This is a genomic window from Nannocystis pusilla (assembly GCF_026626665.1).
GTDB classification, from domain to species: domain Bacteria; phylum Myxococcota_A; class Polyangia; order Nannocystales; family Nannocystaceae; genus Nannocystis; species Nannocystis pusilla.
Map to the genome: position 1 here is coordinate 2,833,186 of NZ_JAPNKE010000002.1, position 25,706 is coordinate 2,858,891.

Sequence of the window (25,706 nt, forward strand, 5' to 3'; positions counted from 1 at the left end):
CCAGGCGCGAAAGAAGCTCTTGCAGAAAACCCGAGATTCCTCAATAGCTATCCATACGAAGATCGCTTCGTCGTGATACTCATGAGCGTGCACCCGCTCCGCCACGGAGGGTTTCCATGTTGACGCTAACCAGAAAAGTCGGGCAGAAGATCCGGATCGGGGACAACATCGAGATCGTCGTCCGAGAGATCCGCGGCCGTCAGGTCCGCCTCGGTATCTCGGCCCCGCAAGGCCTCCCCGTCTATCGCGAAGAGCTCTATCAGCAGATCGCGCAAGAGGGCGTCAAGGGCACCCTCGCCGCTGCCCAGGAGCCGCAAGACGGCGAAGAGTGAGTCGCGGCCGGCGCCGACGAGCGAGCGCCGGAGCTTCCCTTAGATACAGGTCCGCGAGGACAGCCGGTCTTCAGCGACCGTCGGGACGGCCTGCCACCCGCGCGTCGTCCCCTCGGCAACTGCCGCGCGTCCCAGGCCGTGATCCGAGCTCGAAGACTCGCACGAAGCGAGCCGTGACTCGGCGCCATGCAATCGAAATGACCTGCTCTTCGAGTCAGGTCTCGAAGGACAGCAAGGTCCACTCGCCGCCGAGCAGCGCCGCGTGGACCACTCGAATGGCCGACAGCCACGCCTCCGCGCGGTCGCTGGCGGCGACGCCGAGCGCGATCCGCCGCGCCCCTGCGGGCGAGGTCGCGTGCGTCTCCACCAGCACGCGCCGGCCCTCCTCGACCCGGCGGAGCAGCCACGGCAGCCACGCGCTCGGATCTTCGAGGCGGACCACCAGCGCCGCGCCGTCGGGCAACGCGGCGCACTCGGCGTAGACGCGGTCGGGCGTGTCGCGCTCGCCGATGGCCCGCAGCGGCCAGCCCAGCGCCCGCGCCAGCGCCTCGGCACCGCCGTCGGCGCGGTGAAGGAACGCCAGCGTGCCGCCCGGGATCGCCAGCGCCATCGCCTCGAGGTCCTCGCGGCGGCCCGCGTCGCGCGGGATCGCGGGCGAAGGACCGCGCCGGCGCGGCGATTCGGCGCGCCCGTTCCAGCCGGAGCCGGCGATCCGACGCGCGGCTCGGCCTCGACCGCGAGCGGACGCAGCGCAGCCAGGCGCACTCCGGCGCGCTCCTCGAGCGCGTCGTCGTCGATCTGGATGTCGATGTCGATGTCGCCGCCCGGGTGGCGCCGCAGCTGCCGCGGCGGCTCGCGCGACGGCTCGGGCTCGTCGAGCGCGATGTTGACGCTGTCGCCGGTCTCGAACCCGTCGGCGCCCGGGCGCGCGCGCACCGAGGTCATCTCTCGAGCTGTCTCTCCGACCAGGTGCCACATGACCTGGTCGACCACCAGATCGAACTTCACCGGCTCGCCCAGAGCGAGGTCGGCCTGCTGCTCGCACGACAGCACCTCGACCAGCGCGTCGAACACGACCTCGCCCGACAGCGCCCGCCCCAGCGTCGCGCCACCTTGCGTATGCACGAAGCGCAGCGGCTGGTCGGTCTCGATCACGACCTCGCCCGGACGGCTGGTGGCCGCCTCGGCGAGCAGGCTGGCGAGCAGACCCACGTCTGAACCATAACAAATGCGCGCGTCGCCAGGAGCCTCGACCGCAGGTGCGCCCCGCGCAGGCGGCCACGGCGCGACGGCGGCAACCTGGTAGTCCGCGGTCCGGCAACCCGCGGGCATCGGCATCGACGCGGCTCGAAACGTCGGGCCCGTCGATCCGCCCGGCGAGCCGGGACGTATCCCCCTCACGCGCCCGACAGCGTGGCCCGCCTCGGCGAGGCCGCAGGCTCGCGCGTGCGACAGGCCGCGCGCAACAACCACGAAGCCTCCCCGCGAGGCCGCGGCCCGCAGCGTGGCGATCGCCCGCGACCGCGAGCCACGAGATCGACGGCCCGACGCGGGCCGCCACTGCGGCCTCGATCATGCTGCGCAGCGACCGCCTCGTCGGTGGTCCCCGACCACGTCCGTCACTCGGCGCGACGGGCCTGTGACTGCGGCTGCAGGAAGTGACGCATACCGGCGACGCTGCGCGTGTAGCCGAGACCCGACATCTTCCAGCCGACCCATGGTCCGCCCGCGGCGGTGGACAGGCCGCGGTTGACCCCCACCATCCCGGCCTCGATGCGATCCGCGACCGCGTCGAGCTCGGGCCCCGGCGCGCCCCACACGCTCGCGCCGAGCCCGTAGCGCGTGTCGTTGGCGAGTTGCACCGCCTCCTCGACGTCGCGGGCGACTTGGATCGCCACCACCGGGCCGAAGGTCTCGTCCTTCACCAGAGTCATCTCCGGCTTGAGGTCGGTGACGACGGTGGGCGTGAGGTAGTAGCCGGGCTCCTGCGCCTGCCCTTCGACCACGAAGGTCGCGCCGTGGCGGCGGGCGTCGGCCAGCTGCTCGAGCACCAGGTCGCGCTGACGGGCGCTCGCCATCGGTCCGAACGCCGTCGACTCCTCGCGCGGATCGCCGGGCTTCACCGCGCGCACGAGGTCGGCGACGCGGCGGGTGAACTCGGCGGCGACGTCGGCGTGGACGATGATGCGCTCGACGCTGACGCACACCTGCCCGGCGTTGCGCAGCGCCTCGTCGGCGGCGTGGCGGGCCGCGGCCTGCAGGTCGGCCCCGGGCAGCACCAGCATCGGATCCTTGCCGCCGAGCTCGAGCACCAGCCGCTTCATCGTCGCCGCCGCCTCGCGCATGATCGCCTGGCCGGTGGCGATCGAGCCGGTGAACGCGATCATGTCGACGTCGCTGGCGACCAGCGCGGCCCCGACCTTGGCTGCCCCTTGGACCAGGCCGACCAGTCCTTCGGGCAATGTCTCGGCGTACAGGCGGTGGAGCAGCGCGCCGGTGTGCGGCGTGTACTCGGACGGCTTGAACACCGCCGCGTTGCCGGTGAGCAGCGCCGACAACAGCAGGTTACTGGGCGTGGCCACCGGGTAATTCCAGGGGGCGATCACTCCCACCACGCCGAGCGGACGCCAGCGCACGCGCATGCGGATCCCGCTCTCGACGCCATCGTCGTCGGCGAGCGCCTGATCGGCGGCGCGGACGAACGACTCCACGCGGGCGGCGATGCTGCGGGCCTCGGACCGAGCCTCGCGGATCGGCTTGCCCATCTCCTCGCTGATCGAACGGCCGAGCGCGTCGGCGTGGTCGCCGATCGCCTGGGCGAGCGCACGGACCTGGCGCGCGCGCGCGTCCGCGGCGGTGTTCGCCCAGGCGCGTTGGGCCGTGCGGGCGCGGGCCACGGCCTCGCGGACGCCCTCGGGCGTGGTGCAGTCGACCGGCTCGAGCGGCTGGCCGGTGGCCGGATTGTGCGGGACGAGGCGCTCCGGGGACATCGACGTAACTATAGCTGCCGCCCGGCGCGCTACACTTGTCGCCCGTTGCCTGAAGTCTTCACCGAGCTCTGGTTCATCCAGCTCGTCACCGTCCTCTACGTGATCGGCATCACGGCGCTGGTGCTGCTGGAGCGGCGGCGTCCGAGCGCCGCGCTCGCGTGGCTGCTCGCGCTGATCTTCCTGCCCCTGTTCGGGCTGTGCCTCTACTTCCTGCTCGGGCGCGCCGGCGTGCGGCGGCGCCGGCGATTGCGAGCGCGGCGCAGCGTCAACCCGACCGACGTCACGCGCGGCCTGTTGCCGCTCGAGACGCCGCTGGAGGAGCTCGAGCAGCCGCTGCGCGGGCTCGTCGCGCTGGCCCTCAACAGCTCGGCCGCGCCGCTGCGGCGGGCCGGCGCGGTCGAATTGCTGGCCGATCCGGCCCAGGCGTTCGCCGCCATGGAGGCCGCGATCGCCGGCGCGGCGCGACAGATCCACATCGCCATGTACATCTGGCGCGACGACGAGACCGGGCGGCGCTGGATCGATCTCCTGTGCGAGCGCGCGCGCGCGGGCGTCGAGGTCCGGCTGCTCTACGACGAGTTCGGCTGCCTCGGCACCCCGCGCGAGCTGTTCGAGCGCGTGGTCGCGGCCGGCGGGCAGGTGCTGACGTTCGGCGCGGTGCGGCTGCGTTACCGCCCGCTCATGATCAACTTCCGCAACCACCGCAAGATCGTCGTCGTCGACGGCGACCTCGGCTTCACCGGCGGCCTCAACGTCGGCGACGAGTACCTCGGGCGCGGGCTCGGGGCCCGGCCGTGGTCGGACCTCCAGGTGCGGATCACCGGCGACGCGGTGGTGGGCTTGCAGGCCATCTTCCTCGAGGACTGGCTGGCCGCGCACTCCGACGATCACGCCGAAGATCCGAAGTTCGCGCGCCAGCTCGCCGACTTGCTGGCGCGACCCCGGGGCACTCGTGCGGGCCGATGCTGCAGGTCGTCCCGAGCGGCCCCGACCTGCCGTTCATCGACGCGATCGCGGCCCAGTTCACCGCCGCGATCGCCTCGGCGCAGGAGCGCTGCTGGATCGCTACGCCCTACTTCGTGCCCGACGAGCCGCTGTCGCTCGCGCTCAAGACCGCGGCCCTGCGCGGCTGCGACCTGCGGCTGCTCGTGCCTCTGCCGCGCAACAACGACTCGACCCTCGTCAGCCTCGCCGGCGCCAGCTACTACGACGAGCTGCTGGCCGCCGGCTGCCGGATCTACGAGTACCTGCCCGGCATGCTACACGCCAAGTACTTGCTCGTCGACGACCGCGTGGCCGCGATCGGCTCGGCCAACATGGACGTGCGCAGCTTCTACCTCAACTACGAGGTCACCGCGCTGTTCTACGACCGCCGCCTCACCCTCGACCTCGCCGATGTGTTCACCAAAGAGCTGGCCCAGGCGCTCGAGGTGCGGCCCGAGGCGCGCAAGCAGCTGTCGCTGCCGCGGCGGCTCGGCGAGGGCTTCGCCCGCCTGCTCTCCCCGCTCCTGTGAGCGACCCGCAGCCTGTCTGTGGGGACATGCGCGATCGGGCATGGTCTCGCGGACATGCCGTATCGGGCATGCCCATGCGGACATGCCCTGACGCTCACGTCGCCCGAGCCTCGCCCCGACGCGCGGTCGAGCGGCGATCGCCGGGGCTCCTGACGCTCGGACTCAGCTCGGCGCCTCGACGCCGAGCTCGCGCAGGTGCTTCTCGAGCTCGGCGCGCAGCTTGTCGGGCGTCATGCCGAGCTTCTGGGCCGCGCCGTCGAGCGAGTACGTGAACTTGCCGATCTTGACCCGCGCGCTGGGCCCCATCGTCACGCGGCCGTTCTTCAGCACCGGCGACGGGTCCTCGACGCCGATGTACACGTCGCGCTCGGTCAGCGACGGGAACGCCGCGCGGGCGCGCTCGAACAGGCCCTGCTGGTCGCCGCTCATCTTGTCCTTCGGCAGCTTGCGCAGGTCGGCGACCACCCCGGCCTCGAGCTGACCGTCCTCGAAGGTCGCGCGCGACGCCTTGATCACCTCCTTGACCTCCGGCGCCGAGCGAGCGGCCTTGCGGTGGAAGTTGCGCAGCTCCTGGCGCCCGGCCTTGCCCTCGGCCGGCTGCCACTGCAGCTTGCCGCCGGCGTCCTCGACGGCCGCGGGCGCGTCCTCCTGGGCCAGCTCCGTGTACCAGTCGGGCAGCGCGGTCACCTGCAGCCACAAGTACGTGACCACGCCGCCGGCGAGCAGCAGCAGGACCAGCAGGACGATCGCCAGCTTCTTCCACATGCGGCGGCAACCATAACAGATGCCGCCGCCGCGGCCCCCGCCCTCACCCGCCGGCAGCCGCGGCCGCCAGCGCCGCCAGCAGCACGTCGTCGACCTTGTCGACCAGGTCGTCGTGCAGCGCCTTCAGGCGGGCTCGCGCGGTGGGGTCTTCGGGGAACAGGCGCGCCATGCTGAGCCCGGCGCGCAGCTCGAGCGCGCGCGCCCCCTGCTCGCGCGCGAGCGCGAGGGCCTCGTGCAGCAGCAACGACGCCTCCTCGGTCTCGCCCATGGAATGCACGAGCTCGGCGCGCTGGCGCATCAGCTCGGCCTCCCACCAGCGGGCCCCGCTGAGCCGCGACGACTCCATCGCCTCGCCGATCACGCTCAGGCCCTCGTCGACGCGACCGGCTCGCACGCACAGGTCGGCGAACACCGAGAACGTCCACGGCATGAACATGCCCATGCCGGCGGCCTGCAGCTCGATGAGCGCCTGGCGCAGCAGGTCGAGGCCCTCGTCGTGCTGGCCGAGCTCGGCCATCGCCCACGCGCGGATGGCGTCGGCGAAGCTGACCCACGCGCCGAGCGTGGCCTCGGCCTTGAGCTGATAGACCTGGTCGGCGTGGGTGCGCGCGCCCTCCACGTCGCGCAAGATCTGGCGCAGGATCGATGCGACCACCAGCGCGAACGTGGTCGAGAAGCCGTGACCGAGCTCGCGGGCCAGGGCGATCGACACGCGGCTGCGCTCGAGCGCCTCGGCGGTGCGGCCGAGCATCCACAGCGTCAGCGACAGGATCGCCAGAGCGGCGATCCGCGGGTCGTGGATGTAGAGGTGGCCGAGGTTGCGGTCGAAGTCGGGGGCGTACAGGACGATCGAGCGCTCGAGGTGGGCGCGCGAGCGTTCGAAGTCGCCCTGGTGGAACAGCTGCGTGCCGAGCCCGCGGTGCGACACCAGCAGCGGCACGCGCTGGCGCCGGCGCTCGGCGAACATCAGCATCTGCTCGGCGAGCTCGCGGGCCACGTCGAGCTGGGCGCGCACGACGTAGTGCTGCCACAGGCCGAACAGCACCGGGAACAGGTGGCGCGTGTCGCCGACCTCGCGGCACAGCTCGCGGGCCCGCGCGAACGTCTGCTCGACCTCGTCCGAGCCGAAGCCCAGGGTCGCGACCTGGGCGTTGCCGAGGCCGATCTGCAGCCCGATCTCCTGCTCGACGCGCTCGGGGCTCTCGGGCAGGTGGCGCAGCAGCTCGATCGCGTGGCTGTAGTGCTGCACGGCCTCCTGGCCGGCGTCGTTGCGGATCGCCTGCTCGCCGGCCCGCTGCAGGTAGAGCACCGCGCGGCCGATCAGCTCCGGGCTCGGCCGCCCGCCGCCCGGCACCAGCGCCGACGAGGCGACCACGCGGTACCAGTGGTGGGCGAGCAGCGGGTAGTACAGCTCGAGCTTGCTGCCGTGCGCGCGCTCGAAGTGCTCGGCGACCGCCTGGTGCAGCTGCTGCCGCTGCGCGAACGGCAGCAGGTTGTAGGCGACCTCCTGCGTCAGCGCGTGCTTGAACAGGAAGGTGCCCTCGGCGGCGTGCGGCTTGGGCACGAGCAGGCCGCGGCGCTCGAGCGCCTGCAGGTACTCGGGCAGCTGGGCCTTGTCGACCTCGATCGGATAGATGGCGCGCAGGAGGCTCAGCGAGAACACGCGCCCGAGCACCGCGCCGACCTTGAGCACCAGCTGATGCTGCTGCTGCAGGCGATCGATGCGGCTCGTGATCACCGCCTCGAGGTTGTCGGGGAACTTGGCGGTGCGCAGGTCACCTGCCTCATGGGACAGCAGGCACTCGCCGTTCCAGATGGTGATGAAGCCGGCGTCGCGCAGCGCCGAGGCGAGCTCCTCGGAGAAGAACGGGTGGCCCTCGGCGCGCTCGTAGATGAAGCTGGCGACCTCGGGCGGCAGGCGCGACACGCCGAGGCGGCGGCACACCAGGTTCTCCGTCTCGACCAGCGACAGCGGCTGCAGCTGCAGGTGATAGGTGCCGTGGTCGGCGAGGATCTGGCGCAGCTCGGCCGCCGCGGTGTCGTTGTCGGTCGGCCCGGTGACGATCACGCACAGCAGCGGCTGGACCTCCTCGCGCACGTCGGCGAGCAGCGCCCACGAGGCCGAGTCGAACCGCTGGGCGTCCTCCAGCAGCAGCACCGCCGGGTTGCCCTTGAGGTGCGCGAGCAGGATCTGGACCAGCAGCACGCGGGTCTGCTCGGCGCGCGCGCGGCCCTGCAGCGACGCGGTGCGGTCGTTGTCGACCGCGTCGATCGGCAGCACCGCGCCGAGCAGCGGCGCCCGCGGCACCGCCCCGGGCACCAGCCGCCGCAGCCCCGAGATCACCCGCTGCCACGGGTCGGAGCCCTGATCTGTCCCTTGGTTCAGGCCGAAGATGCTGGCGAAGATCGGCAGCCACGCGTGGTACGGGCCGGCCGCGTCGCTGATCTCGCGCGCGCCGAGCAGGCGCATCGCCCCGGCGGCCTCGGCCTGATCGAGCAGGTCGTCGGCCAGGCGCGTCTTGCCGAGCCCGGCCTCGCCCTCGACCACGATCGTCGCGCTGCGGCCCCGCAGCACCTCGTGCAGGCCGTTGATCAGCACGCCGCGCTCGCGCATGCGGCCGACCAGCGTGGCCTTGGGGACGCCCGCCACCGGCAACGGACCCGAGACGGCGCGCTGCTGCTGGCTGCGGCCCGGCAGCCGCGCGCTCGCCGGGGTGTAGATCGAGATCGTGCCTTCCTTGCCCTTCACCGAGATCGGCGGCAGGCTCTCGAACAGGAACTGCCCGCGGGTGGCGACGAAGGTGTAGTGGTCGCACAGCACGGCCTTGCCGTCGCCGGCCTGCATGAGCCGCGCGGCCAGGTTGACCACGTCGCCGAGGACCGTGTACTCGCAACGTTCGGCGCTGCCGACGGTGCCGCAGAAGGCCCGTCCCGAGGCGATGCCGCAGGTGGCTCGCCAGCCGAGGCGCTTGTGCAGCTCGCGGACCTGCTGCGCGGCCTCGATGGCGCGCACCGGATCGTCCTCGTGGGCCAGCGGCGGCAGGCCGAACGCGACCAGCACCGTGGTCCCGTGATCGTCGACGCTGAGGTGGCCGATCGTGCCCTCCCACGCCTCGACGATCTGCTGCACCGCGATCATGACCTCCTGCGCCTCCATCAGCGGCGTCTGGTGCTTGAGGTCGGGGAAGTTGATGAACAGGACGCTGAGCCGGCGCAGCTCGGCGAGGAAGCTGCTCTGCCCGGCCGACAGGCGGGCGATCACCGCCGGCGGCACGTAGCCGCGCAGGGCCGCCTCGGCGGCGTCGGACGTCTGCGGGCGCACCAGCGGCGTCGGCACCACCGGCTCGCGCAGGTCGGCGACGCGGCCGTCCCCGTGCTCGCCGCGCGGCTCGCCGTCGACGCGGCCGCCCAGCATCGACCACACGCGGCGATCGACGACCACCTCGCCCGGCCGCGCCAAGGCCTGGGCGCGCCGCACCGCCTCGATCGCGGGACCGACGAGCACGAGCTCCCAGCGCCCGCCGAGGCCGCCGACGTGGACCAGCGCGATCCGCCCGGCGGCCACGCCGATCCGCAGCGACAGCTCGATGCCGTCGTCGATCGGGCACGCGTGCAGAGCGGCCTGGATCGCCAGGCCGCACGCGACCGCGGCCTCCGCCGCGCGGGCCGAGGAGCCCTCGGCGACCCACACGGCGGTGAGCGCGTCGCCGGCGAACTTGACGACGTCACCGCCGTGCGCCGCCGTGATGTCGATCAGCCGGCCGAAGTACGTGTTGAGGCCCGCCGCCACCTTCTCGACGCCGGCGGGCCCTTGCTTGGCGAGCGCCTCGGTCAGGGCCGTGAAGCCGGAGACGTCGGCGCAGAGGACTGCGGCGGCTACGATCTCGGCTTGCGGTTGGTGCAGCGGACGCGGATCGACCGAGAGCCGCCGCGTGACGATTGCCGGGATGTAGCTCGCCAGCGCTTTGAACAGCTCGGGCAAGGTCGGGCGGCATCGTACCAAAGCCGCTCGCCTCCGGCGCGTCGTCGGCGAGATTGCGTCTCCCGGATCGCGACCGCGAAACCGGCGCTCGGCAGCGGCCGGCGGGACCCGCGGAGCCGGCCCCACCCTCGAGCTCACATGCGCCAAAGTGCGAAGACGGGCGGCTCCTTGTGTATTGTGGGGAGGATGCTCGGAGCGTCCAGGCCCACCCCGACCCTCGTCAGGTTCTCGCTCGTGCTCGCCGCCGCTGCGCACCTGGGCGCGTGCGCCGGCGGAGATCCTGGGGCCGGGTCGGGCAACCCGTTCGACAGTCAGGGCAACGGCAGCAACAGCACGCCCGCGACCGAGACCGGGCCCTCGAGCGACACCGACCCCACCCCCACGGTCGGCGGCAGCATGTCCGACTCCGAGACGACCGCCCCGACCGGCCCCGGACCCACGTCCGACCCGACCGGTGGCGATCCCACCGGCGACCCGACCGTCGGCACCTCCACCCTGCCCGACCCGGACTGCGTCGACGACGACGGCGATCTCCACGGCGAGGGCTGCGAGGCCGGCCCCGACTGCGACGACGCCAGCTACAACTCCTGGCAGAGCTGCGGCACCTGCGTGGACGCGGACATGGACGGCTTCTGGGTCGGCTGCGACCAGTACGGCCCCGACGACCCCGGCCCCGACTGCGACGACGCCAACCCCGACGCCTCCGACGGGATGGACTGCGAGTGCGCGGTCACGCCCGCCGAAAAGGCCTCCGACACCTGCGCGGAGGCGATGGCGGGCAGCCTCGGCGTGATCGCCGAGGGCGGGGTCGTGCCGCCGATCAAGGGCTCGATCACCGGGATCGACAACGGCCCTGGCAACGGTCAAGAGGACTGGTTCTGGGTCGAATTCCCCGAGGCGATGGCGATGGGCAACCGGCCCAACGCCGGCAAGCTCGTCGCCACCTTCGCGGTCAACCCGGGCGACCCCATGAACCCCGACTACCGCCTCGAGGTCTACACGGCCTGCAACAAGATGCCGTTCGAGGGCCTGAACGCGACCTACGGGCCCGGCACGCCGCCCGCCCGCGAGTGGGAGTTCTTCGACGCCCACACCCCGCCGAACCCGAACCCCAACCCGAACCCGAACTACCTCAACAACGTGCCGTGGCCGGCCAAGGTGTTCATCCGGGTGATCCGCGTCGCCAACGACCAGTCGTGCAGCGAGTACACGCTGCAGGTCTCGCGCATGCCGACGTGAACGAGCGGCGCTCGCCGAGCCTGTCCCGAGCGACCTGTCCGTTCGCACCTGCCCTCTTCGACCTGCCCTCGCGGCCCTGTCCCGCCGGACATGCCCCGGCGGACATGTCGCTGGAGACCTGCCCGCGGGGTCGGCTCAACGCGGCCGCGGCAGCGCGCGGGCCAGGCGAGCGTACAGGCGCGCCGCCCCCTGCCAGGCGATCGGGCACAGGTCGTAGGTCTCGCCGTTCTTCAGCGCGACGACGAAGGTGTCGCGCTCGCCGGGCGGGCGCGGCTCGACGTAGATCCGGGCGATCTCGCGGACCGGCAGGCGGACCCGGCGGCCGCGCTCGCGGACCGTCAGGGTGCGGCCGAACAGGTACGGCGCGCGCGGCAGGACGGTGCGGATCAGGTTGCCGACCCACTGGTTCAGCCACAGCAGCAGCACGATCAGCCCGGCGCGGATGATCCAGCGCCGGCCGTCGACCGCCTCGACCCACGCGTCGGGCAGGCGCGCCAGCAGCACCGCGACCGAGGCCGACAGGAACACGAGGCCGACGAGGAAGTCGCTGAGCTTGCCGGTCCAATCTTCGGGCCGGGCGGCGCGGAGGCGGATGAACACGAGGGACCCCGGATCGCGCTACGAGGCCACGTCGAGCTTGTAGGAGCCGCCGACCACGTCGTTCTGGTCGATGACCACGAAGTAGGTGCCGGGGTCGAAGTTCCACGTCAGCGAGAAGTTCGAGGTGCCCTGCTCCGCCATCGAGGTGCAGGTCAGCTCGGTCGCGCCGCCGCAGCCGGTGCGGATGCTGAGCACCGGCGCGAACGAGACGTCGGCGGTGACCGTGAAGGTGATCGCGCCCGGCGTGAACACGTTGAGCTGGAACATGTTCTCCGCGCCAGGTCCGCCGCAGCGGCCGTCGACCGTGCCGGCGCGCCCGCCGAGCTCGTTACTCCACGTGAAGAAGCCGCCGATCTCCTGGTTGATCTGCGTCGAGTGGACCGGGCAGCCCTCGATCGGCGGCGACGTGTACACCACCTGCATCGCGTAGTGGCCGTCGGTGCCCTCGGGCGAGTCGACCGTGACGAAGTACTCGTGCCCGGCCTCGGCGAAGAAGTGGCGGAACGGGACGTCCCCGTAGGGCGCCGCGCACACGCGCGGGAGGTTGTTGTCGTCCATGTAGCAGCCGTCGCGCGTGACCCGGAGCGTCGGCGTGAACTCGGTGCTCGGCTGCATGAGCAGCAGGACGTCGGTGTCGGCCGCGGGCGCGATGAGGTACGTGTCCTCGGCCCCGCCGTCGTTGATGCCGTCGCCGCACCAACCCTCGACGCGGCTCGGGCCCTGCACTCGCCCGCGCACCTCGATGTTGGCGAGCGGCAGGACGATCGGGTTGTCGCAGCCGCCCTCGCGCGGATCGATCGGCGTCACGCCGGTGCCGCCGTCGGTGTCCTCGTCGACGGGGCCGCTGCGAGCTCCGCAGGCGAGGATCAGGCTGACCGCGAGAGCCGTCACGCCGGGGGCCGTCACGCGCCGGGACCGCAACCGAAACACCGTCATCCCATGAGTGTAGCGCCGAGGGGATCGGGGCGTCAAAACCCGCGCGCAGGCCACATCGATTCGACCATCAGCTGGAGCCGCACCCGGCCGCGAAAGCTGGAGCGCAGCGGGGCGAACAGGAAGGCCACGCGCTCGCCCGGCGCCAGGTTCGGGTGGGCGGCGGCCTGGCCGAAGGCGATGGCCTCGAAGCCGACTTTGCCCTGCCGCAGGCCCATCGACAGGTGCCGGCCCTTCAGCACCCGCACCTTTTCGATGACCGCGTCCTCGCACAGGAAGCGCGGCGGCGCGAACCCGACCCCGTAGGGCGCGAGCTGCTCCAGATCGACCAGGAGCGGCTCGTCGATGGCCTCGAACGGCAATACGCCGTCGTGCTCGACCGCCGGGTCGCCCAGCTGGCGCTCGCGGATCTGTTCGGCCACCGCGGCGTCGAAGGCCTCGACGAGCGCGGGGATCTGGGCCGGATCGACGCTCACCCCCGCGGCCGCCCGGTGACCGCCGTAACGCCGCAGGTACGGGGCGCAGGCGCGCAGCGCCGCGTGGACGTCGATGTCGCCGGCGGTGCGCGCCGAGCCGCGGGCCTCGCCCCGCGCGCGATCGACGGCCAGCACCAGCGCCGGCCGGCGGTACTGCGACACCACCCCGGCCGCGGCGATGCCGACGATGCCGTGCAGCCACGACTCGCCGGCCACCACGATGCCGCGCCGCTCGGGCGTCCGCGGATCGGCCGCCAGCATCGCCAGCGCCTCGCGGACGATCGCGTCCTGGTGCTCGCGGCGGTGGATGTTGAAGTGCTCGACCCGCTCGGCCATCGCCCGCGCCTCGACCGAGCTGCGCGCGCGCAACAGCAGCAGCGACGGCTCGGCCGGCCCGAGGCGCCCCGGCGCGTTGAGCCGCGGGCCGAGGCGGAAGCCGAGGTGGGTCTCGTCGATCGGGTCGTCCTCGCCGACGCCGGCCGACTCGAGCAGCGCCCGCAGCCCGGGCCGGCGCCGCGACGCCAGCACGCCGAGGCCGTGGCGCACGAGGATCCGGTTCTCGTCGACCAGCGGGACCATGTCGCAGATCGTGCCGAGCGCGACGAGGTCGAGCCACGCGCGCGGGTCGGGCAGCGCGCTCCCGGTCTTCTTCGCCATCGCGCTGCGCAGCGACGCGCACAAGTAGAACGCCACCCCGGCGCTGCACAGGCCCTTGAACGGGAAGCCGCAGCCGGGCTGGTGCGGGTTCAGCAGCGCGCGCGCCGGCGGCATGCGCTCGGGCACCTGGTGGTGGTCGATCACCGCCGTGGGGACGCCCTGTCCTTCGAGCCAGGCGAGCGCCTCGTGATCGGACGTCCCGCAGTCGCCGGTCAGCACGACCTGGGCCCCGGCCTCGCGCAGCGCCCGCGCGTCGGCCGGCTGGAACCCGTAGCCGCCCTCGCGCGAGGCCGCCCGCGCGACCACGTCCATGCCGAGCGCCTCGAGGTAGGTGGTGAGGATCGCCGTCGTCGTCACCCCGTCGACGTCGTAGTCGCCGAACACCCCGATCCGCATGCGCTTCTGCTGCGCCGTCTGCAGCAGCTCGAGCGCCGGCTCGAACCCCGCCATGGCGGTCGGCGCCCGCAAGTCGGCCAGGCGCGGGCGCAGCACCCGGGTCTGCGCCTCGGGGCTGGTGACGCCGCGGCGCAGCATCAGCGCGACCGCGTGCGGCCCGACCCCGAGCGCCCCTGCCCTGTCCCGAAGTTCACCTGCCTCGAGGGACATGCCCCGAAGGACAAGCGGCGGCGGGGTCGGCCGGGGCGCGTCCACGGGCGCCGGCCGGGGCTTCGTCAGCGCGAGCCGCGAGCTCATGCGTGAGGCTCGCGGAGCTCAGCTCTGCGGCCGCTGGCGGCGGCGGCGGCGGCTGGCCTTGGCCGGTTCGTCTCCGTCCTCCGCACCCACGCCTTGCCCCTTGTCGCCCTCGCCCTCGCCCTGCGACGCCGCCTTGGCGGCCGCCTCGGCGCGCAGGTCCCCGATCGCCCGACCGGTGGCCTCGTCGACCTCGGCGTTCTCGGCCGCCAGCACCGTGCCCGGCTCGACCGTCGCCGCCGCGTCGTCTGGCGTCAGCAGGTGGCCCTCACCGCCGTAGAAGCGGCGGTTGACCCACAAGAACACCGGGCAGGCGATGAACAGCGACGAGTACGTGCCGACGACGATGCCGATCATCAGCGCGAACGCGAAGTCCTTGATCGTGCCGGTGCCGAGGGCCCAGGTCGCCAGCACCACCAGCAGCGTCGTGCCGGAGGTGAGGATCGTGCGGCTCAGGGTCTCGTTCAGCGCGATGTCGGTGGTCTCCTCGATCGGCGTGTCGCGGCTCAGCGCCACGCGCTCGCGGATGCGGTCGAACACGACGATCGTGTCGTTGATCGAGTAGCCGACGATCGTCAGCAGCGCGGCGATGGTCTGGAGGTTGAACTCCTTCCACGTCAGCGCGAACGCGCCGACCGTGATGAACGCGTCGTGCGCGAGGGCGAGGATGCCGCCCGGCGCGAAGCGCAGGTCGAAGCGCAGCATCACGTAGAGGAAGATGAAGCCGAGCGCGTAGAGCAGCGACTTGACGCCGTCGGCCTTGAGCTGGCTGCCGACCTTGGCGCCGACGGTCTCGGAGGAGACGATCTCGGTGACCGTGCCCTGCCCCAGCGCCTGGTTCAGCTCGTCCTGGATCTTGACGCCCATGCCGACCAGGCTGAGCTCGACCGGGAACTCGTCCTGCTTGCCGGTGCCCTTGTCGACCTTGCCGACGCAGCCGGCCTTGGCGAGCAGCGCCTCGAGCTCGCTGTAGACCGGGGCCGACTCGAACACGAAGAACATCTTGCTCGCGCCCCCTTGATACGACATCGGGCGCTTGAGCTTGGCCTTGGGGTAGGCGTTGACGGCCTCCTCGCAGCCCTTGGCGGTGGCCATGTCGATCGAGGCCACGTCCTTGACGTGGACGATGATCTGGTTGTCCGCGTCGGGGACGGTGACTGCGGAGGCCCCCTCGAAGCCGGCGGCGTCGAGGGCCTCGCGGACGTCCTGGATCGGGACCTCCCGCGCGAGCTGCAGGCGGGCCGAGGAGCCGCCCGCGAAGTCGATGCCGAAGTTCAGCGCCGACCCACGCGAGCTGTAGTTGAAAACCATCGTCCCGATGCTGACGACGAGCAGCACGAACGACAACGCGATGAAGTACTTCGCCGACTTGACGAAGGGGAACCGCGTGCCTGGCGGAATGAGCTCGAAGAACTTCTGCGCCATGGTGGTGTGCCTCAGATGGACACGCGGTCGAAGCCGCGGCGGTTGGCCTGGAAGTCGAAGAAGAGGCGCGTGCAGAACACGGCGGTGAAGATCGAGGTGGCGATGCCGATCAGCAGGGTGATGGCGAAGCCGCGGATCGGGCCCGAGCCGTACTGCCACAGCACGACGCCGGCGATCGCCGTGGTGAGCTGCGAGTCGAGGATCGTGGTGAAGGCGCGGTCGTAGCCGGCCTCGATGGCGGCGCGGGCGGTGTAACCCTCGCGGATGAGCTCACGGATGCGCTCGTAGATGATGACGTTGGCGTCGACCGCCATGCCGAGCGTGAGGACGACGCCGGCGATGCCCGGCAGGGTCAGCGTCGCCTGGAAGAACGCCATCGCCGCCAGGATCAGCAGCACGTTGAGCACCAGGCCGAACACGGCGATGAGGCCCGACACGCGGTAGTAGACCGCCATGAAGACGACGACGGCGCCGAGGCCGACGACGAAGGCCCAGAAGCCGCTCTCGACCGCGTCCTTGCCGAGGTCGGCGCCGACGCGGATCTCGAACTCCTTGACCAGGCGGGCCGGGAGGCTGCCCGACTTCAACACCTTGACCAGGTCGTTGGCGGTGTCGCGGACGCTCTGCCCGGGCGTCTCGCCGACGGTGATGCGCACGTTGCCGCCGGGGATCCGGTCGTTGAAGACGGGGTCGGACATGACCGCGTCGTCGAGCATGATCGCCATGCGGCGGCCGATGTTGTCGCCCGACATCTGCTCGAAGCGGGTGGCGCCGAGGCGGTCGAGCTTGAGGTCGACGCCCGGGAGGCCGGTCTGCGGGTCGGGGCTGACGTTGGCCGCCAGGATGCTCTCGCCGGTGACCTCGGCGCGCGACTTGACGATGTACGTGCGCCACACGCGGGTCGGCTCGCCGCGGATGACCACCGAGTCGGGCCCGTACGCGACCAGGTGCGAGGCCGGCAGGCGCCACTTGGCCGGCAGCTGGTTGAAGAAGTCCTCGAGCGTCTTGCGGTCCTTGGCGTAGAAGGCCCACACGTTCTCGACGTTGTGGCCCTTCGGGCTGCCGTAGTTGGACAGCTTGTTGACGCTGACGCCCATGCCCGGGCGGACCTGGCCGCCCTCGAGCAGCGCCTGGAAGTAGTTGCGCTGGCCCGGGCCGAACGGCAGCTCGTCGTCGACCATGCGCATCTCGAGCACGGCCGCGCGCTCGACCACCTTGAGCAGGCGGCGGAAGTCGGACGAGCCCTCGAGGATATTGTCGCGCGAGCGCTCGCTCAGCTTGACCTCGACGGTGTCGGGCGCGGCGGGCCGGCCCGGATCGTCGGGCAGGATCTCGAGCTCGACGCCGCTGCCGAGCCGCTCGTCGATGATCGTCTGCTCGATCATCTTGCCGGCGAACACCTGGCCCAGCAGGTCGCGCGCGACCTTGTCGGTCAGCGTGACGCGGAAGGCGCCCGGATCCTCGTCGCTGTCGGCGAGGATGACCTGGCTGGCGCCGCTCTGCAGCAGCAGCGGCCGCAGGCGGTCCTCGGTGTCCCGCCGCGCGGCCTTGATCTCGGTGGTGGTGTCCGACAGACCCGGCAGCTCGATCACGATCTGGCGGTTCTTCGGGTAGATGTTGGGCTCGGCGATGCCCATCGCGTCGATGCGGCGGCGCACCGTCTCGAGCGCCTGCGCGACCGCGTGCGAGCGGTGCTCGCCGAGCCGCGCGTCGGACATCTTGAGGTGGATGACGCCGGACGACTCGTCCTGGGTGTCGACGCGCTCCATGTCGGTCAGCGCGACGCCCATGACGTCGTCCTCGGCGGTGGCCACCTGCGCCGGGTCGGCGAACTTGATGTCGAGGCGGTCGATGCCCTGCCGCTCGATGTCGACGGCGACGCCCTTCTTCTCCTTGAAGCCGGCCTCGAGCTCGGCCGCGATCTGGTCGAGCTTGTTCTCGAGCGCCTCGTCGACGGCGACCGAGTACTCGAGGTGCAAGCCGCCCTGGAGGTCGAGGCCGAGCTTGAAGCGATTGTCGAAGGTGCTGGTGAGCCAGCCCGGCAGCTCTTTGTCGGTCCCGAGGATCTGGGCGATCGACGGCACCACCATCATGACCGCCGTGGAGATCATGAGGAGCAGCAGCAGGGCCTTGGTCTTGAGGAACTTACGCATCGGTCCGCCTTGCTTCTTGCCGGGAATTCCTCACTTGGGGGCCGCGGCGGCGGCCTCGGGCTTGCTCGCAGCCGCCTCGGGATCGAAGCGGTCCCCGATCTCGGCGCGCAAGACCTTGAGCTTGACCCGCTCCGCGACCTCGACCATCGCGATCGGTCCGTCGATGCTGCTGATCCGGCCGATGATGCCGCCGGTGAGCCGCACGGTGTCGCCCGCGGCCAGCTTGTCGAGCCTCGCCTTGCGCTCCTTCTCTTGCTTGCCCATCGGGCGGATCAAGATGAAGTAGATCGCCGCGAACATCAGAATCGGGACGATGAACCCGCTGAGCGGGTTCGAGGCGGCGGCGGGGGCCTGGGCGAGGATGGTGGCGAGCATGGCGATGGTCCGGACGGGAGTATCCACGGGGGCGCCTGCGTTCTGACGCCGCCAGGGGCGGCCGACGCGTGCAAAAACGCAGGCCGGTCACCGGTCGCAGGGGGGTACCAAAGAACCCCGGGCCTGTCACGCCGGTTCCGGCGCGGGGACGGCGGCGTCGGCGACCTCGTCGACGTTGCCCTCGCCCGCCGCGCCCTCGGCGTAAACGGTCGAAATGATGGACAAGAATTCGCTCTCAAGGGCCTCGAAGCGGCCCGAGCGCAAGGCGCGCCGGAGGGCGCCGACCCATTGTTGATAGAAGTACAGGTTGTGGATCGTCGCCAGACGGCCGTACAGCGGCTCGTTCTGCTCGTGGAGGTGGCGCAGGTAGGCCCGGCTGTAGCGCGCGCAGCAGCGGCAGCGGCAGGCGGCGTCGACCGGGGCGTCGTCGTCGCGGAAGCGCGACTGGCGGATGTTCAGCCGGCCCGAGAACGTGAAGAACTGGCCGTTGCGGGCGTGGCGGGTCGGCATGACGCAGTCGAACATGTCGATGCCGGAGCGCACCGCGGCCAGCAGGTCGTGCGGGGTGCCGATGCCCATCACGTAGCGCGGGCGGTCCTGCGGCATCTCCGGGCCGACTGCGGCCATCGTGGCGTGCATCTCGGGGATCGGCTCGCCGACGCTGAGGCCGCCGAGCGCGAGGCCGTCGAACGGCAGGTCGGCCAGCGCCTTGAGGTGCTCGCGCCGCAGGGCCACGTTCGTGCCGCCCTGGACGATGCCGAAGCACAGCTGGCCGGGCTGCAGGATCTCCCCGCGGCGGCGCGCCGCCTCCTCGGCCCAGCGGGTGCTGCGGTCGACCGCCGCGCGGATCAGCGCGGGCTCCGCGTCGGCCGGCGGGCAGTGGTCGAGGATCATGCAGATGTCGGAGCCGAGCGCGGCCTGGGTGGCGAGCACGCTCTCGGGGGTCATGCGGTGGCGCGAGCCGTCGAAGTGGGTCTGATAGGAGACCCCGGCGTCGTCGATCTTCTGCAGGCCGCGCAGGCTGAACACCTGGAAGCCGCCGCTGTCGGTGAGGATCGGCCGGTCCCACGCCATCATGCGGTGGAGGCCGCCGAGCGCGGCGACGCGGGCGGCGCCGGGGCGGTGGCCGAGGTGGTACGAGTTGCCGAGGATGATCTGCGCCCCGACCTCGCGCAGGTCGTCGGCGTCGAGGCCCTTGACCGCGCCGTAGGTGCCCACGGGCATGAAGCACGGCGTGTCGATCGGGCCGTGCGCCGTCCACAGCCGCCCGGCCCGCGCCGGCGAGCCCGGCGCCTGCGCCAGCACCTCGAAGGTGCCCGGCGGGCGCGGCTGCAGGCCGGATGTCTCACAGGACAGGTCGAGGCGCGGGTCGGCCCGGGTCGTCATCGTCGGCAAGGAATGCCACACCGGGATCGCCGCCGCAACGCCCGCCGCGCTCACGGCGGCGGGGCCGCGCGGCAGGCGTAGCCGACGCCCGGGCTGAAGCAGGCGCGGTCGTTCCAGCCGCCGAGCATGTAGAACATCTGGCCGCAGTTCTCGCGCGGGCAGGCCTCGTCGAGCGCGTCGACCGGCTCGCACATCGGGTCGCAGCTCGCCGAGTCCGGCTGTCCCATCGACCAGGCGGAGTAGTCGACCGGGCTGCCGTCGCTCCACTCCCACTGCGTCGGGTCGGCCTCGCAGCCGGTCCAGTGTGGGTCGGCGCGGCGCAGGCCGATCCAGAACGTGCCCAGCGGATCGCCGCCCTCGTACAGCGCCTCGACCTGCGCGCGCGCCCACAGGTCGTCGGCCTCGCCGTGGATGCTGAGCAGGTCGACGGTCCAGCCGAGCGCGGAGCAGGCCGCCCGCGCGGCCACCCAGTCGATCGCGTCGACCTTGCAGAACCAGTGCGGCGCCCCGTCGCGCTCGGCCAGGGCGCAGCCGTGGCACTCGTGGTTGACCGGCGAGAACTCGTCGACGATCTCGTCGCAGTCGTCGTCCTCGCCGTCGCACACCTCGAGCGAGCCGGGGAAGCGCTCGGGGTCTTGGTCGTCGCAGTCGCCGCGCTCGGCCGAGGTCCCCGGCGGCTTGTCGCACGCGATCTGGGCCGGCTCCACGCCCCAGTCGTCGCCGTCCTGGTCGAGGTACCACTTGCCCGGCGGGGCCGTCGTCGGGCAGCCCTTCGAGCTCTCGTCGGTGTCGTCGTGGACGTCGCCGGTGGTGGCCGTCGTCGTGCTCGTGCCGGTGCCCTCGCCGGGGTCGTCGCCCTCGGTGCTCGCGCCCCCGCTCAGCGCCGGCGGCACGTCGACGAAGCAGCCCGCGGCCAGCGGCAGGGTCGGCGCGACTGCGAGGAGGAGCGTCCGCGTGACGCCGCCGTGGCGGGGGGACCACATGCCGCCCACCCTACCACGCCGCGCCGGGCTTCACGTCACGCGGAGATTGCGGTTTCATCGCCGGCATGTCCGCAGCTCCCGTGCTCGTGACCGGCGCAGCCGGCTTTATCGGTCATCACGTCGTCCGCCTGCTGACCGAGCAGGGCCGCACGGTGCGGGCGGTGCTGCGCCCGGGCGAGGATCCGCGCAACCTCGCCGGCATCGACCCTGCCCTGCTCGAGCGCGTCGAGGGCGACGTCCTCGACGCGGCCCGCATGCGCGCGCTGGTCCGCGGCTGCGACGTCGTCTACCACCTGGCCGCCGTCTACCGCACCTGGGTACCTGACCCGAAGGTCATCTACGACGTCAACGTGACCGGCTCGGCCAACGTGCTCGCCGCCGCCGCCGAGGCCGGGGTGCGCAAGGTCGTGTACACCAGCTCGATCGCCGCCGTCGGCGTGCGCGAGGACGGCGTCCCCTCGGACGAGGCCACCCCGTTCAACCTGTGGGCCGGCAGCTTCGACTACGTGCGCTCGAAGTACCTCGGGCAGCAGGTCGCGCTGGCGTTCGCGCCGCTGGTCGACGTCACGGTCGTCGGCCCCGGCATGCCGCTCGGCCCCGGCGACGTCGGCCCCACCCCCACGGGCAAGACCCTCGTCGACGCGCTCAGCGGCCGGATCCGCGTGTGCTTCGCCGGCGGGCTCAACATCGTCGACGTCGAGGACGTCGCGCGCGGCCACCTGCTCGCCGAGGCGCGCGGGGGCCGGGGCGCGTGCTACCTGCTGACCGGCCACAACCTCACGATCTTCGACCTCATCGCCGAGATGCGGCGCGTGCTCGGCATGCGCCACGCGATGTTCACCACCCCCGTCCCCCTCGCCAGAGCGGCCGGCTGGGCGCTCGAGCGGCTCGCCGACCGCGTCACCCACAAGGAGCCGCTCATCACCGCCGGCTCGGTCGCCTACGCCAGCCAGGCGCTGCACTTCGACAACCGCAAGGCCCGCGAGGAGCTCGGCTTCACCGTCCGCCCGCTCGACGAGACCCTGCGCCGCGCGGCCGAGTGGTTCGCCGCCAACGGCTATCTCTGAGGCCATGTCCCTCGGAGCATGCTCACAAGGACATGCTCCAGGGCGCATGTCCTGCCGGACAGCCTACCAGCGCGGCGCGTAGGCCCGCTCGAGGTACTCGCCGAGCATGCGGTGCGCGTTGAAGTAGCTGGCCGCGAGGGCGATGCTGGCCCGCATGCGCTCGGCCCAGCGCTCGGGCGCGCCGAGGTACAGCGGCAGGATCTCCTCGTCGAGCACGCGGTACAGCTGGGCCGCGTCGGCGTCGTCGCTCGGGTGCCCGGGCGCGAGCACCCAGCCGGTCTGGCCCTCGACGTAGCCCTCGCACCACCAGCCGTCGCGCACGCTCAGGTTGGGCACGCCGTTGTGGGCCGCCTTCATGCCGCTGGTGCCCGAGGCCTCGAGCGGCGCCATCGGCGTGTTGAGCCACAGATCGACGCCGGCGGTGATGAGCCCGCCGAGCCGCATGTCGTAGCCCGGCAAGAAGGCGATCCGCACCGACGGCAGGACCACCTCCTGCTGGCGGAACACGGCCTCGATCATCCGCTTGCCCTCGAGGTCGCGCGGGTGGGCCTTGCCGGCGAACACGATCTGCAGCGCGCCCCAGCGGCTGGCGATCTCGCGCAGGCGCCGGACGTCGCGCAGGACCAGCAACATGCGCTTGTAGGCGGTGGCCCGGCGGGCGAAGCCGATCGTGAAGCGCTCCTCGCCGAAGTGGTGATCGCCGTGGCGGTTGATCTCGTCGACGAGGGCGCGCTTGGCCTCGCGGTGGGCGGCGACGATGGCGTCGGTCGGGATCTTCTGCGCCTGCCGCAGGGCGTGGGCCTGCCGCCGCCACTCGGGGATCCAGCGGTCGAACACCGCGCGCATGGCCGGGGCGGTCCAGGTCGGCGAGTGGACGCCGTTGGTGATGGCGTGGATGGTCCGCCCGGGGAACATGCCGGTCGAGACCTCGGCGTGGCGGTTCGACACGGCGTTGACGAAGCCGCTGAGCTCGATGCCCAGCGCGCTCATGTTGATCTCGGCGCTGTGCGGCGTCGGCAGCCGGGCGTACAGCTCGACCAACTCGGGCCCGAGCACCGCGGTCGCCAGCGCCTTGGGGAAGCGGTCGTGGCCGGCCGGGATCGGCGTGTGCGTGGTGAACACGCAGCGCTCGCGCACCGCCGCGACCGCGCCCTCGAGGTCGTCTGTCCTCGCGGACAGCTCGAGCGCCAGCAGCTCGAGCGCCAGCAGCGACGAGTGGCCCTCGTTGAGGTGGTAACGGGTCGGCGTCAGCTCGAGCGCGGCCAGCAGGCGCCGGCCGCCGAGCCCGAGCACCGCCTCTTGCTGCAGCCGGTAGCGCTCCTCGCCGCCGTACAGGTGATCGGTGATCCGGCGGTCCTCCTCGCCGTTGCCGTCGACGTCGGTGTCGAGCATGTAGACCGGGACGCGCCCGCCGCCGGCGCCGTGGATCCACGTCCGCCAGGTCCCGACCTTCACCTCTCGCCCCTCGATGGTCACCGCGACCTGCGTCGACACGCGCTCGAGGTGGTGCTCGGGGAGCCACTGGACGTCGCGCTCCTGCTGGTGGCCCTGCGCGTCGAGGACCTGGCGGAAGTAACCCTTGCGGTACAGCAAGGTCACCGCGACCATCGCCACGCCGGTGTCGGCCGCCGCCCGCAAGTGGTCACCGGCGAGGACCCCGAGCCCGCCGGCGTAGGTCGGGAGCTCGCTCGACAGGGCGATCTCCATCGAGAAGTAAGCGACGAGCAGCGGCGGCGCGGTCATCCTCGCCGATGGTGGAGCGCCGCGCGCCGCTGGGTCAAGCGCGCCGTCGCCGACGCCCTCGCGCCAGCGCCAGCAGCAGCAGCGCCGCCGGCGCTCCAGGTCCGCCCGACGTGCATCCGCAGCCTTCCTCGCTCGACCCGCCGGTCAGCCCCGCGGTCGCAGAGACGCCGCCCGCGCTCGTGACGCCCGTCGTCGAGGTCGGCGCGTCGGTCGTCGTGCCCGTCGACGTCTCCCCGGTGGTCGGCACCGCGGTCGTCGTGTCGGGCTCGCCGGTCGTGGTCGTGTCGCCGGTGTCGGTGCCGGTGGTGCTCGGCGCCTCGTCCTCGACGAAGTACGCGCCGCAGGCCGGATCGGCGAACGCGCCCGCGCGGTGGGCCAGCGCCAGCGCGTAGGCACCCGCGCCGAAGCCGAGCATCGGCGAGTTGAACTTGTACACCCCCGTCTTCTCGTCGAACGTCTCGGCGGTCATGTAGTAGTTCGTGGCCGCCTGCTCGCGCACCCAGTCGATCAGCGCGTCGGCCCGCGCGGCCTCGCCGGCGGCCCGCAGGGCGACCGACCCGCGCAGGTCGGTGATCACCCACTCCGCGCTGTCGTAGTCGCTGCCCCAGGGTGTCGCGTCCTCCATCATCGCGTGGTCCCAGCGGTCGTCGTTGCGCGACCAGCCCGGCCCGGCGTCGACGCGCAGGTGGTCGTCGAGCGCGGCGAAGGTGGCCTGCGCGATCGGCCCCTGCGGGTCGAACAGGCCCATGGCGATCGCGTCCCACACCGCCGCGTCGAAGTAGCCCTCGCCGGTCGCCAGTTCCTCGACGCTGCCGGCCAGCGCCCCGTCGCCGTCGGTCGCGCGCGCGGCGATGGCGGCGCGGATCGATTCACCTGTCTTTCGGTACATGTCCGCACGGACAGCGTCGCCGCGGCGCTCGGCGATCGCGGCCGCGTCGCACAGGCCGCGGGCCGCGGTGATGCTGGTGTACGTGAACCGGCGCTCGCGCCCGAGCCAGTGCGTCTCCCAGATCGACGAGTCGGCGCGGATCATCCCGGTCTCGGGGTCGACCAGCGCGACCAGCACGTCGGCGACCTTCGTCGCGATCTGCTCCCAGCGCTCGTCGGCCAGCGAGGTGTCGCCGGTCGACACCTCGTAGGCCCGCAGCGCCCACAGGAACAGGCCGAAGCCGTCGAACTCGAGGTTCGGGCCGAACGCGTTGAAGTCGGTCTCCTCGACCCCGAAGCCATAGTAGCGCACCAGGCTGATCTGGTACGGCGGCATGCCGTACGGCTGCAGCTCCGACCACTGCTGGAACCGCCCGGCCTCGGCGTCGAGGTAGAAGCCGAGCGACGCCTTGGCGTGCTCCTGCATCCCCAGCGCCGCCATCGCCGCGGTCGCATAGGCGCCGTCGCGGATCCACGAGTACGTCCACTCGCCCGGCGGCAGGCTGGCGAGCACCCCGCCGCGGCCGTGGTGCTTGATCCACGCCGGCAGCACGGCCGGGTCGTCGTCGAGTCCCGGGAAGCGGGTGCGCCGCGGCTCGCCGTCCTGGCTCAGCCACTCGCGGGCGAACGACCTGTCCTCGAGGACCTGTCCCATGTGCAACATAGCGACCGCCTGGCGCAGCATCGGCACCTCGATCGCCGCCAGCCCGTCGGGCAGCTTCGACTGGTCCTGGTGGAGGTCGGCCCACACGCCCCGCTCGCGCGCCAGCAGCAGCTGCGGCCCGACGCCGTCGATCCACGCGTCGAGGGCGGTCTCGGCCTCCGCGCCGGCGAACGGGTCGCCGCGGTGGATCGCCGCGATCCCGACCCACTTCTCCGCGCCCGGCGCGAGGTCGCCGACGTTCCACTGGAACGCGGTCGTCGCGTTGTCGACCGCGTTCGGCGGCGGCGGATTGTCGGGCAGGTCGGCCAGGCCTTGATCGACCAGCGCGAACAGGTCGACGCCGGGCCCGACCCCGCGGTGGACGATCGGCGCCAGCGCCTGCGTCACGATCGTCCCGGCGAACCCGCGCTCGCGGAAGCGGGCCTCGTTGCCGCCGACGAACTCGACCGTCTCGCCGTTGTTGCCGATGTCTTCGTGGACGTCCCACGGGCGATCGGCGCGGCCGAACCCGAGGTGGAAGTTGTGCAGGGAGAACGCCTGCACCCCCTGCAGCGGCTGCTGACCGGTGTTCTTGAGGCGCAGCAGCAGCACCATCCCGGCCGCCTCGAGGCCCTGCGGCGCGAACGCGAAGGTCGTCGCCTCGAGCGCCCCGAGCGGCTGCACCATCGAGACGATGCCGGTCCCGACCGCCTCGCTGTCGCTCCACGCGTAATAACCGCTGGCGTCCTCGTCGACCGGCACCGACGGCAGCCACAGCTGCTCGCCCTCGGCGCGGACCCCGAAGTACGCGTCGTACAACACATCG

General features: G+C 72.2%; 19 protein-coding genes and 1 pseudogene. 6 read left to right on the forward strand and 14 right to left on the reverse strand.

Annotated elements, in window-relative coordinates; translation table 11 throughout:
- Positions 1-116 precede the first annotated feature (116 nt).
- Positions 117-332, forward strand: coding sequence for a carbon storage regulator CsrA (gene csrA / locus OV079_RS12310; protein ID WP_267707621.1), 216 nt, complete (start codon positions 117-119; stop codon positions 330-332).
- Positions 333-546: 214 nt separating this feature from the next.
- Here the strand turns inward: csrA and OV079_RS12315 are convergent, their stop codons facing one another.
- Positions 547-942 carry a hypothetical protein gene (locus OV079_RS12315; RefSeq protein WP_267768468.1) on the reverse strand — a complete coding sequence of 132 codons (396 nt, stop codon included), beginning with the start codon at positions 940-942 and terminating at the stop codon, positions 547-549.
- A gap of 218 nt (positions 943-1,160) precedes the next feature.
- Here OV079_RS12315 and OV079_RS12320 point away from each other — a divergent pair, with 218 nt between their 5' ends.
- The gene (locus tag OV079_RS12320) at positions 1,161-1,550 is read left to right on the forward strand and encodes a hypothetical protein (protein WP_267768470.1); all 390 of its coding nucleotides are present in this window, start codon (positions 1,161-1,163) and stop codon (positions 1,548-1,550) included.
- Positions 1,551-1,951: 401 nt separating this feature from the next.
- On the opposite strand, the gene OV079_RS12325 is transcribed toward OV079_RS12320, so the two are convergent.
- Positions 1,952-3,322 carry an aldehyde dehydrogenase family protein gene (locus OV079_RS12325; protein WP_267768471.1) on the reverse strand — a complete coding sequence of 457 codons (1,371 nt, stop codon included), beginning with the start codon at positions 3,320-3,322 and terminating at the stop codon, positions 1,952-1,954.
- Positions 3,323-3,421: 99 nt separating this feature from the next.
- Here OV079_RS12325 and OV079_RS57745 point away from each other — a divergent pair.
- Both OV079_RS57745 and OV079_RS12330 read left to right on the forward strand, forming a co-directional pair.
- Positions 3,422-4,078, forward strand: a pseudogene (locus OV079_RS57745) (PLDc N-terminal domain-containing protein); the annotation flags it as partial.
- A 206-nt stretch (positions 4,079-4,284) separates the two neighbouring features.
- Positions 4,285-4,836, forward strand: a complete 552-nt coding sequence (locus tag OV079_RS12330) for a phospholipase D-like domain-containing protein (RefSeq protein ID WP_267768472.1) — start codon at positions 4,285-4,287, stop codon at positions 4,834-4,836.
- A 162-nt stretch (positions 4,837-4,998) separates the two neighbouring features.
- On the opposite strand, the gene OV079_RS12335 is transcribed toward OV079_RS12330, so the two are convergent.
- Positions 4,999-5,601: a hypothetical protein gene (locus tag OV079_RS12335; RefSeq protein WP_267768474.1), complete on the reverse strand. Its 603-nt coding sequence runs from the start codon at positions 5,599-5,601 to the stop codon at positions 4,999-5,001.
- 43 nt (positions 5,602-5,644) lie between these two features.
- On the reverse strand, positions 5,645-9,583 hold the full coding sequence (locus tag OV079_RS12340) for an adenylate/guanylate cyclase domain-containing protein (RefSeq protein ID WP_267768475.1): 3,939 nt from the start codon (positions 9,581-9,583) through the stop codon (positions 5,645-5,647).
- A 234-nt stretch (positions 9,584-9,817) separates the two neighbouring features.
- Here OV079_RS12340 and OV079_RS12345 point away from each other — a divergent pair, with 234 nt between their 5' ends.
- Entirely contained in the window at positions 9,818-10,822 is a 1,005-nt protein-coding gene (locus OV079_RS12345) for a hypothetical protein (protein ID WP_267768477.1), read from the forward strand.
- Positions 10,823-10,957: 135 nt separating this feature from the next.
- Here OV079_RS12345 and OV079_RS12350 read toward each other — a convergent pair whose 3' ends face one another.
- The 8 genes from OV079_RS12350 to OV079_RS12385 form a co-directional block, all read right to left on the reverse strand.
- Positions 10,958-11,422, reverse strand: a complete 465-nt coding sequence (locus OV079_RS12350) for a hypothetical protein (RefSeq protein WP_267768478.1) — start codon at positions 11,420-11,422, stop codon at positions 10,958-10,960.
- 18 nt (positions 11,423-11,440) lie between these two features.
- Positions 11,441-12,358 (reverse strand): hypothetical protein, encoded by a 918-nt coding sequence (locus OV079_RS12355; RefSeq protein ID WP_267768479.1) that lies wholly within the window; start codon positions 12,356-12,358, stop codon positions 11,441-11,443.
- Positions 12,359-12,390: 32 nt separating this feature from the next.
- Positions 12,391-14,094, reverse strand: coding sequence for a single-stranded-DNA-specific exonuclease RecJ (gene recJ, locus OV079_RS12360; protein WP_267768481.1), 1,704 nt, complete (start codon positions 14,092-14,094; stop codon positions 12,391-12,393).
- A 105-nt stretch (positions 14,095-14,199) separates the two neighbouring features.
- Positions 14,200-15,603 (reverse strand): protein translocase subunit SecF, encoded by a 1,404-nt coding sequence (gene secF / locus OV079_RS12365; RefSeq protein WP_267768482.1) that lies wholly within the window; start codon positions 15,601-15,603, stop codon positions 14,200-14,202.
- 11 nt (positions 15,604-15,614) lie between these two features.
- Positions 15,615-17,756: a protein translocase subunit SecD gene (gene secD, locus OV079_RS12370; RefSeq protein ID WP_267768484.1), complete on the reverse strand. Its 2,142-nt coding sequence runs from the start codon at positions 17,754-17,756 to the stop codon at positions 15,615-15,617.
- Positions 17,757-17,786: 30 nt separating this feature from the next.
- Positions 17,787-18,158: a preprotein translocase subunit YajC gene (yajC, locus tag OV079_RS12375; RefSeq protein WP_267768485.1), complete on the reverse strand. Its 372-nt coding sequence runs from the start codon at positions 18,156-18,158 to the stop codon at positions 17,787-17,789.
- A 99-nt stretch (positions 18,159-18,257) separates the two neighbouring features.
- Positions 18,258-19,517: a tRNA guanosine(34) transglycosylase Tgt gene (tgt, locus tag OV079_RS12380; protein ID WP_267768487.1), complete on the reverse strand. Its 1,260-nt coding sequence runs from the start codon at positions 19,515-19,517 to the stop codon at positions 18,258-18,260.
- A 50-nt stretch (positions 19,518-19,567) separates the two neighbouring features.
- Entirely contained in the window at positions 19,568-20,500 is a 933-nt protein-coding gene (locus OV079_RS12385; RefSeq protein ID WP_267768489.1) for a C-type lectin domain-containing protein, read from the reverse strand.
- 65 nt (positions 20,501-20,565) lie between these two features.
- Here OV079_RS12385 and OV079_RS12390 point away from each other — a divergent pair, with 65 nt between their 5' ends.
- The gene (locus OV079_RS12390; protein WP_267768490.1) at positions 20,566-21,567 is read left to right on the forward strand and encodes an NAD-dependent epimerase/dehydratase family protein; all 1,002 of its coding nucleotides are present in this window, start codon (positions 20,566-20,568) and stop codon (positions 21,565-21,567) included.
- A gap of 63 nt (positions 21,568-21,630) precedes the next feature.
- On the opposite strand, the gene glgP is transcribed toward OV079_RS12390, so the two are convergent.
- Positions 21,631-23,310, reverse strand: coding sequence for an alpha-glucan family phosphorylase (glgP, locus tag OV079_RS12395; protein ID WP_267768491.1), 1,680 nt, complete (start codon positions 23,308-23,310; stop codon positions 21,631-21,633).
- A gap of 34 nt (positions 23,311-23,344) precedes the next feature.
- On the reverse strand, positions 23,345-25,699 hold the full coding sequence (locus OV079_RS12400) for a glycoside hydrolase family 15 protein (RefSeq protein ID WP_267768493.1): 2,355 nt from the start codon (positions 25,697-25,699) through the stop codon (positions 23,345-23,347).
- Positions 25,700-25,706: the final 7 nt, after the last annotated feature.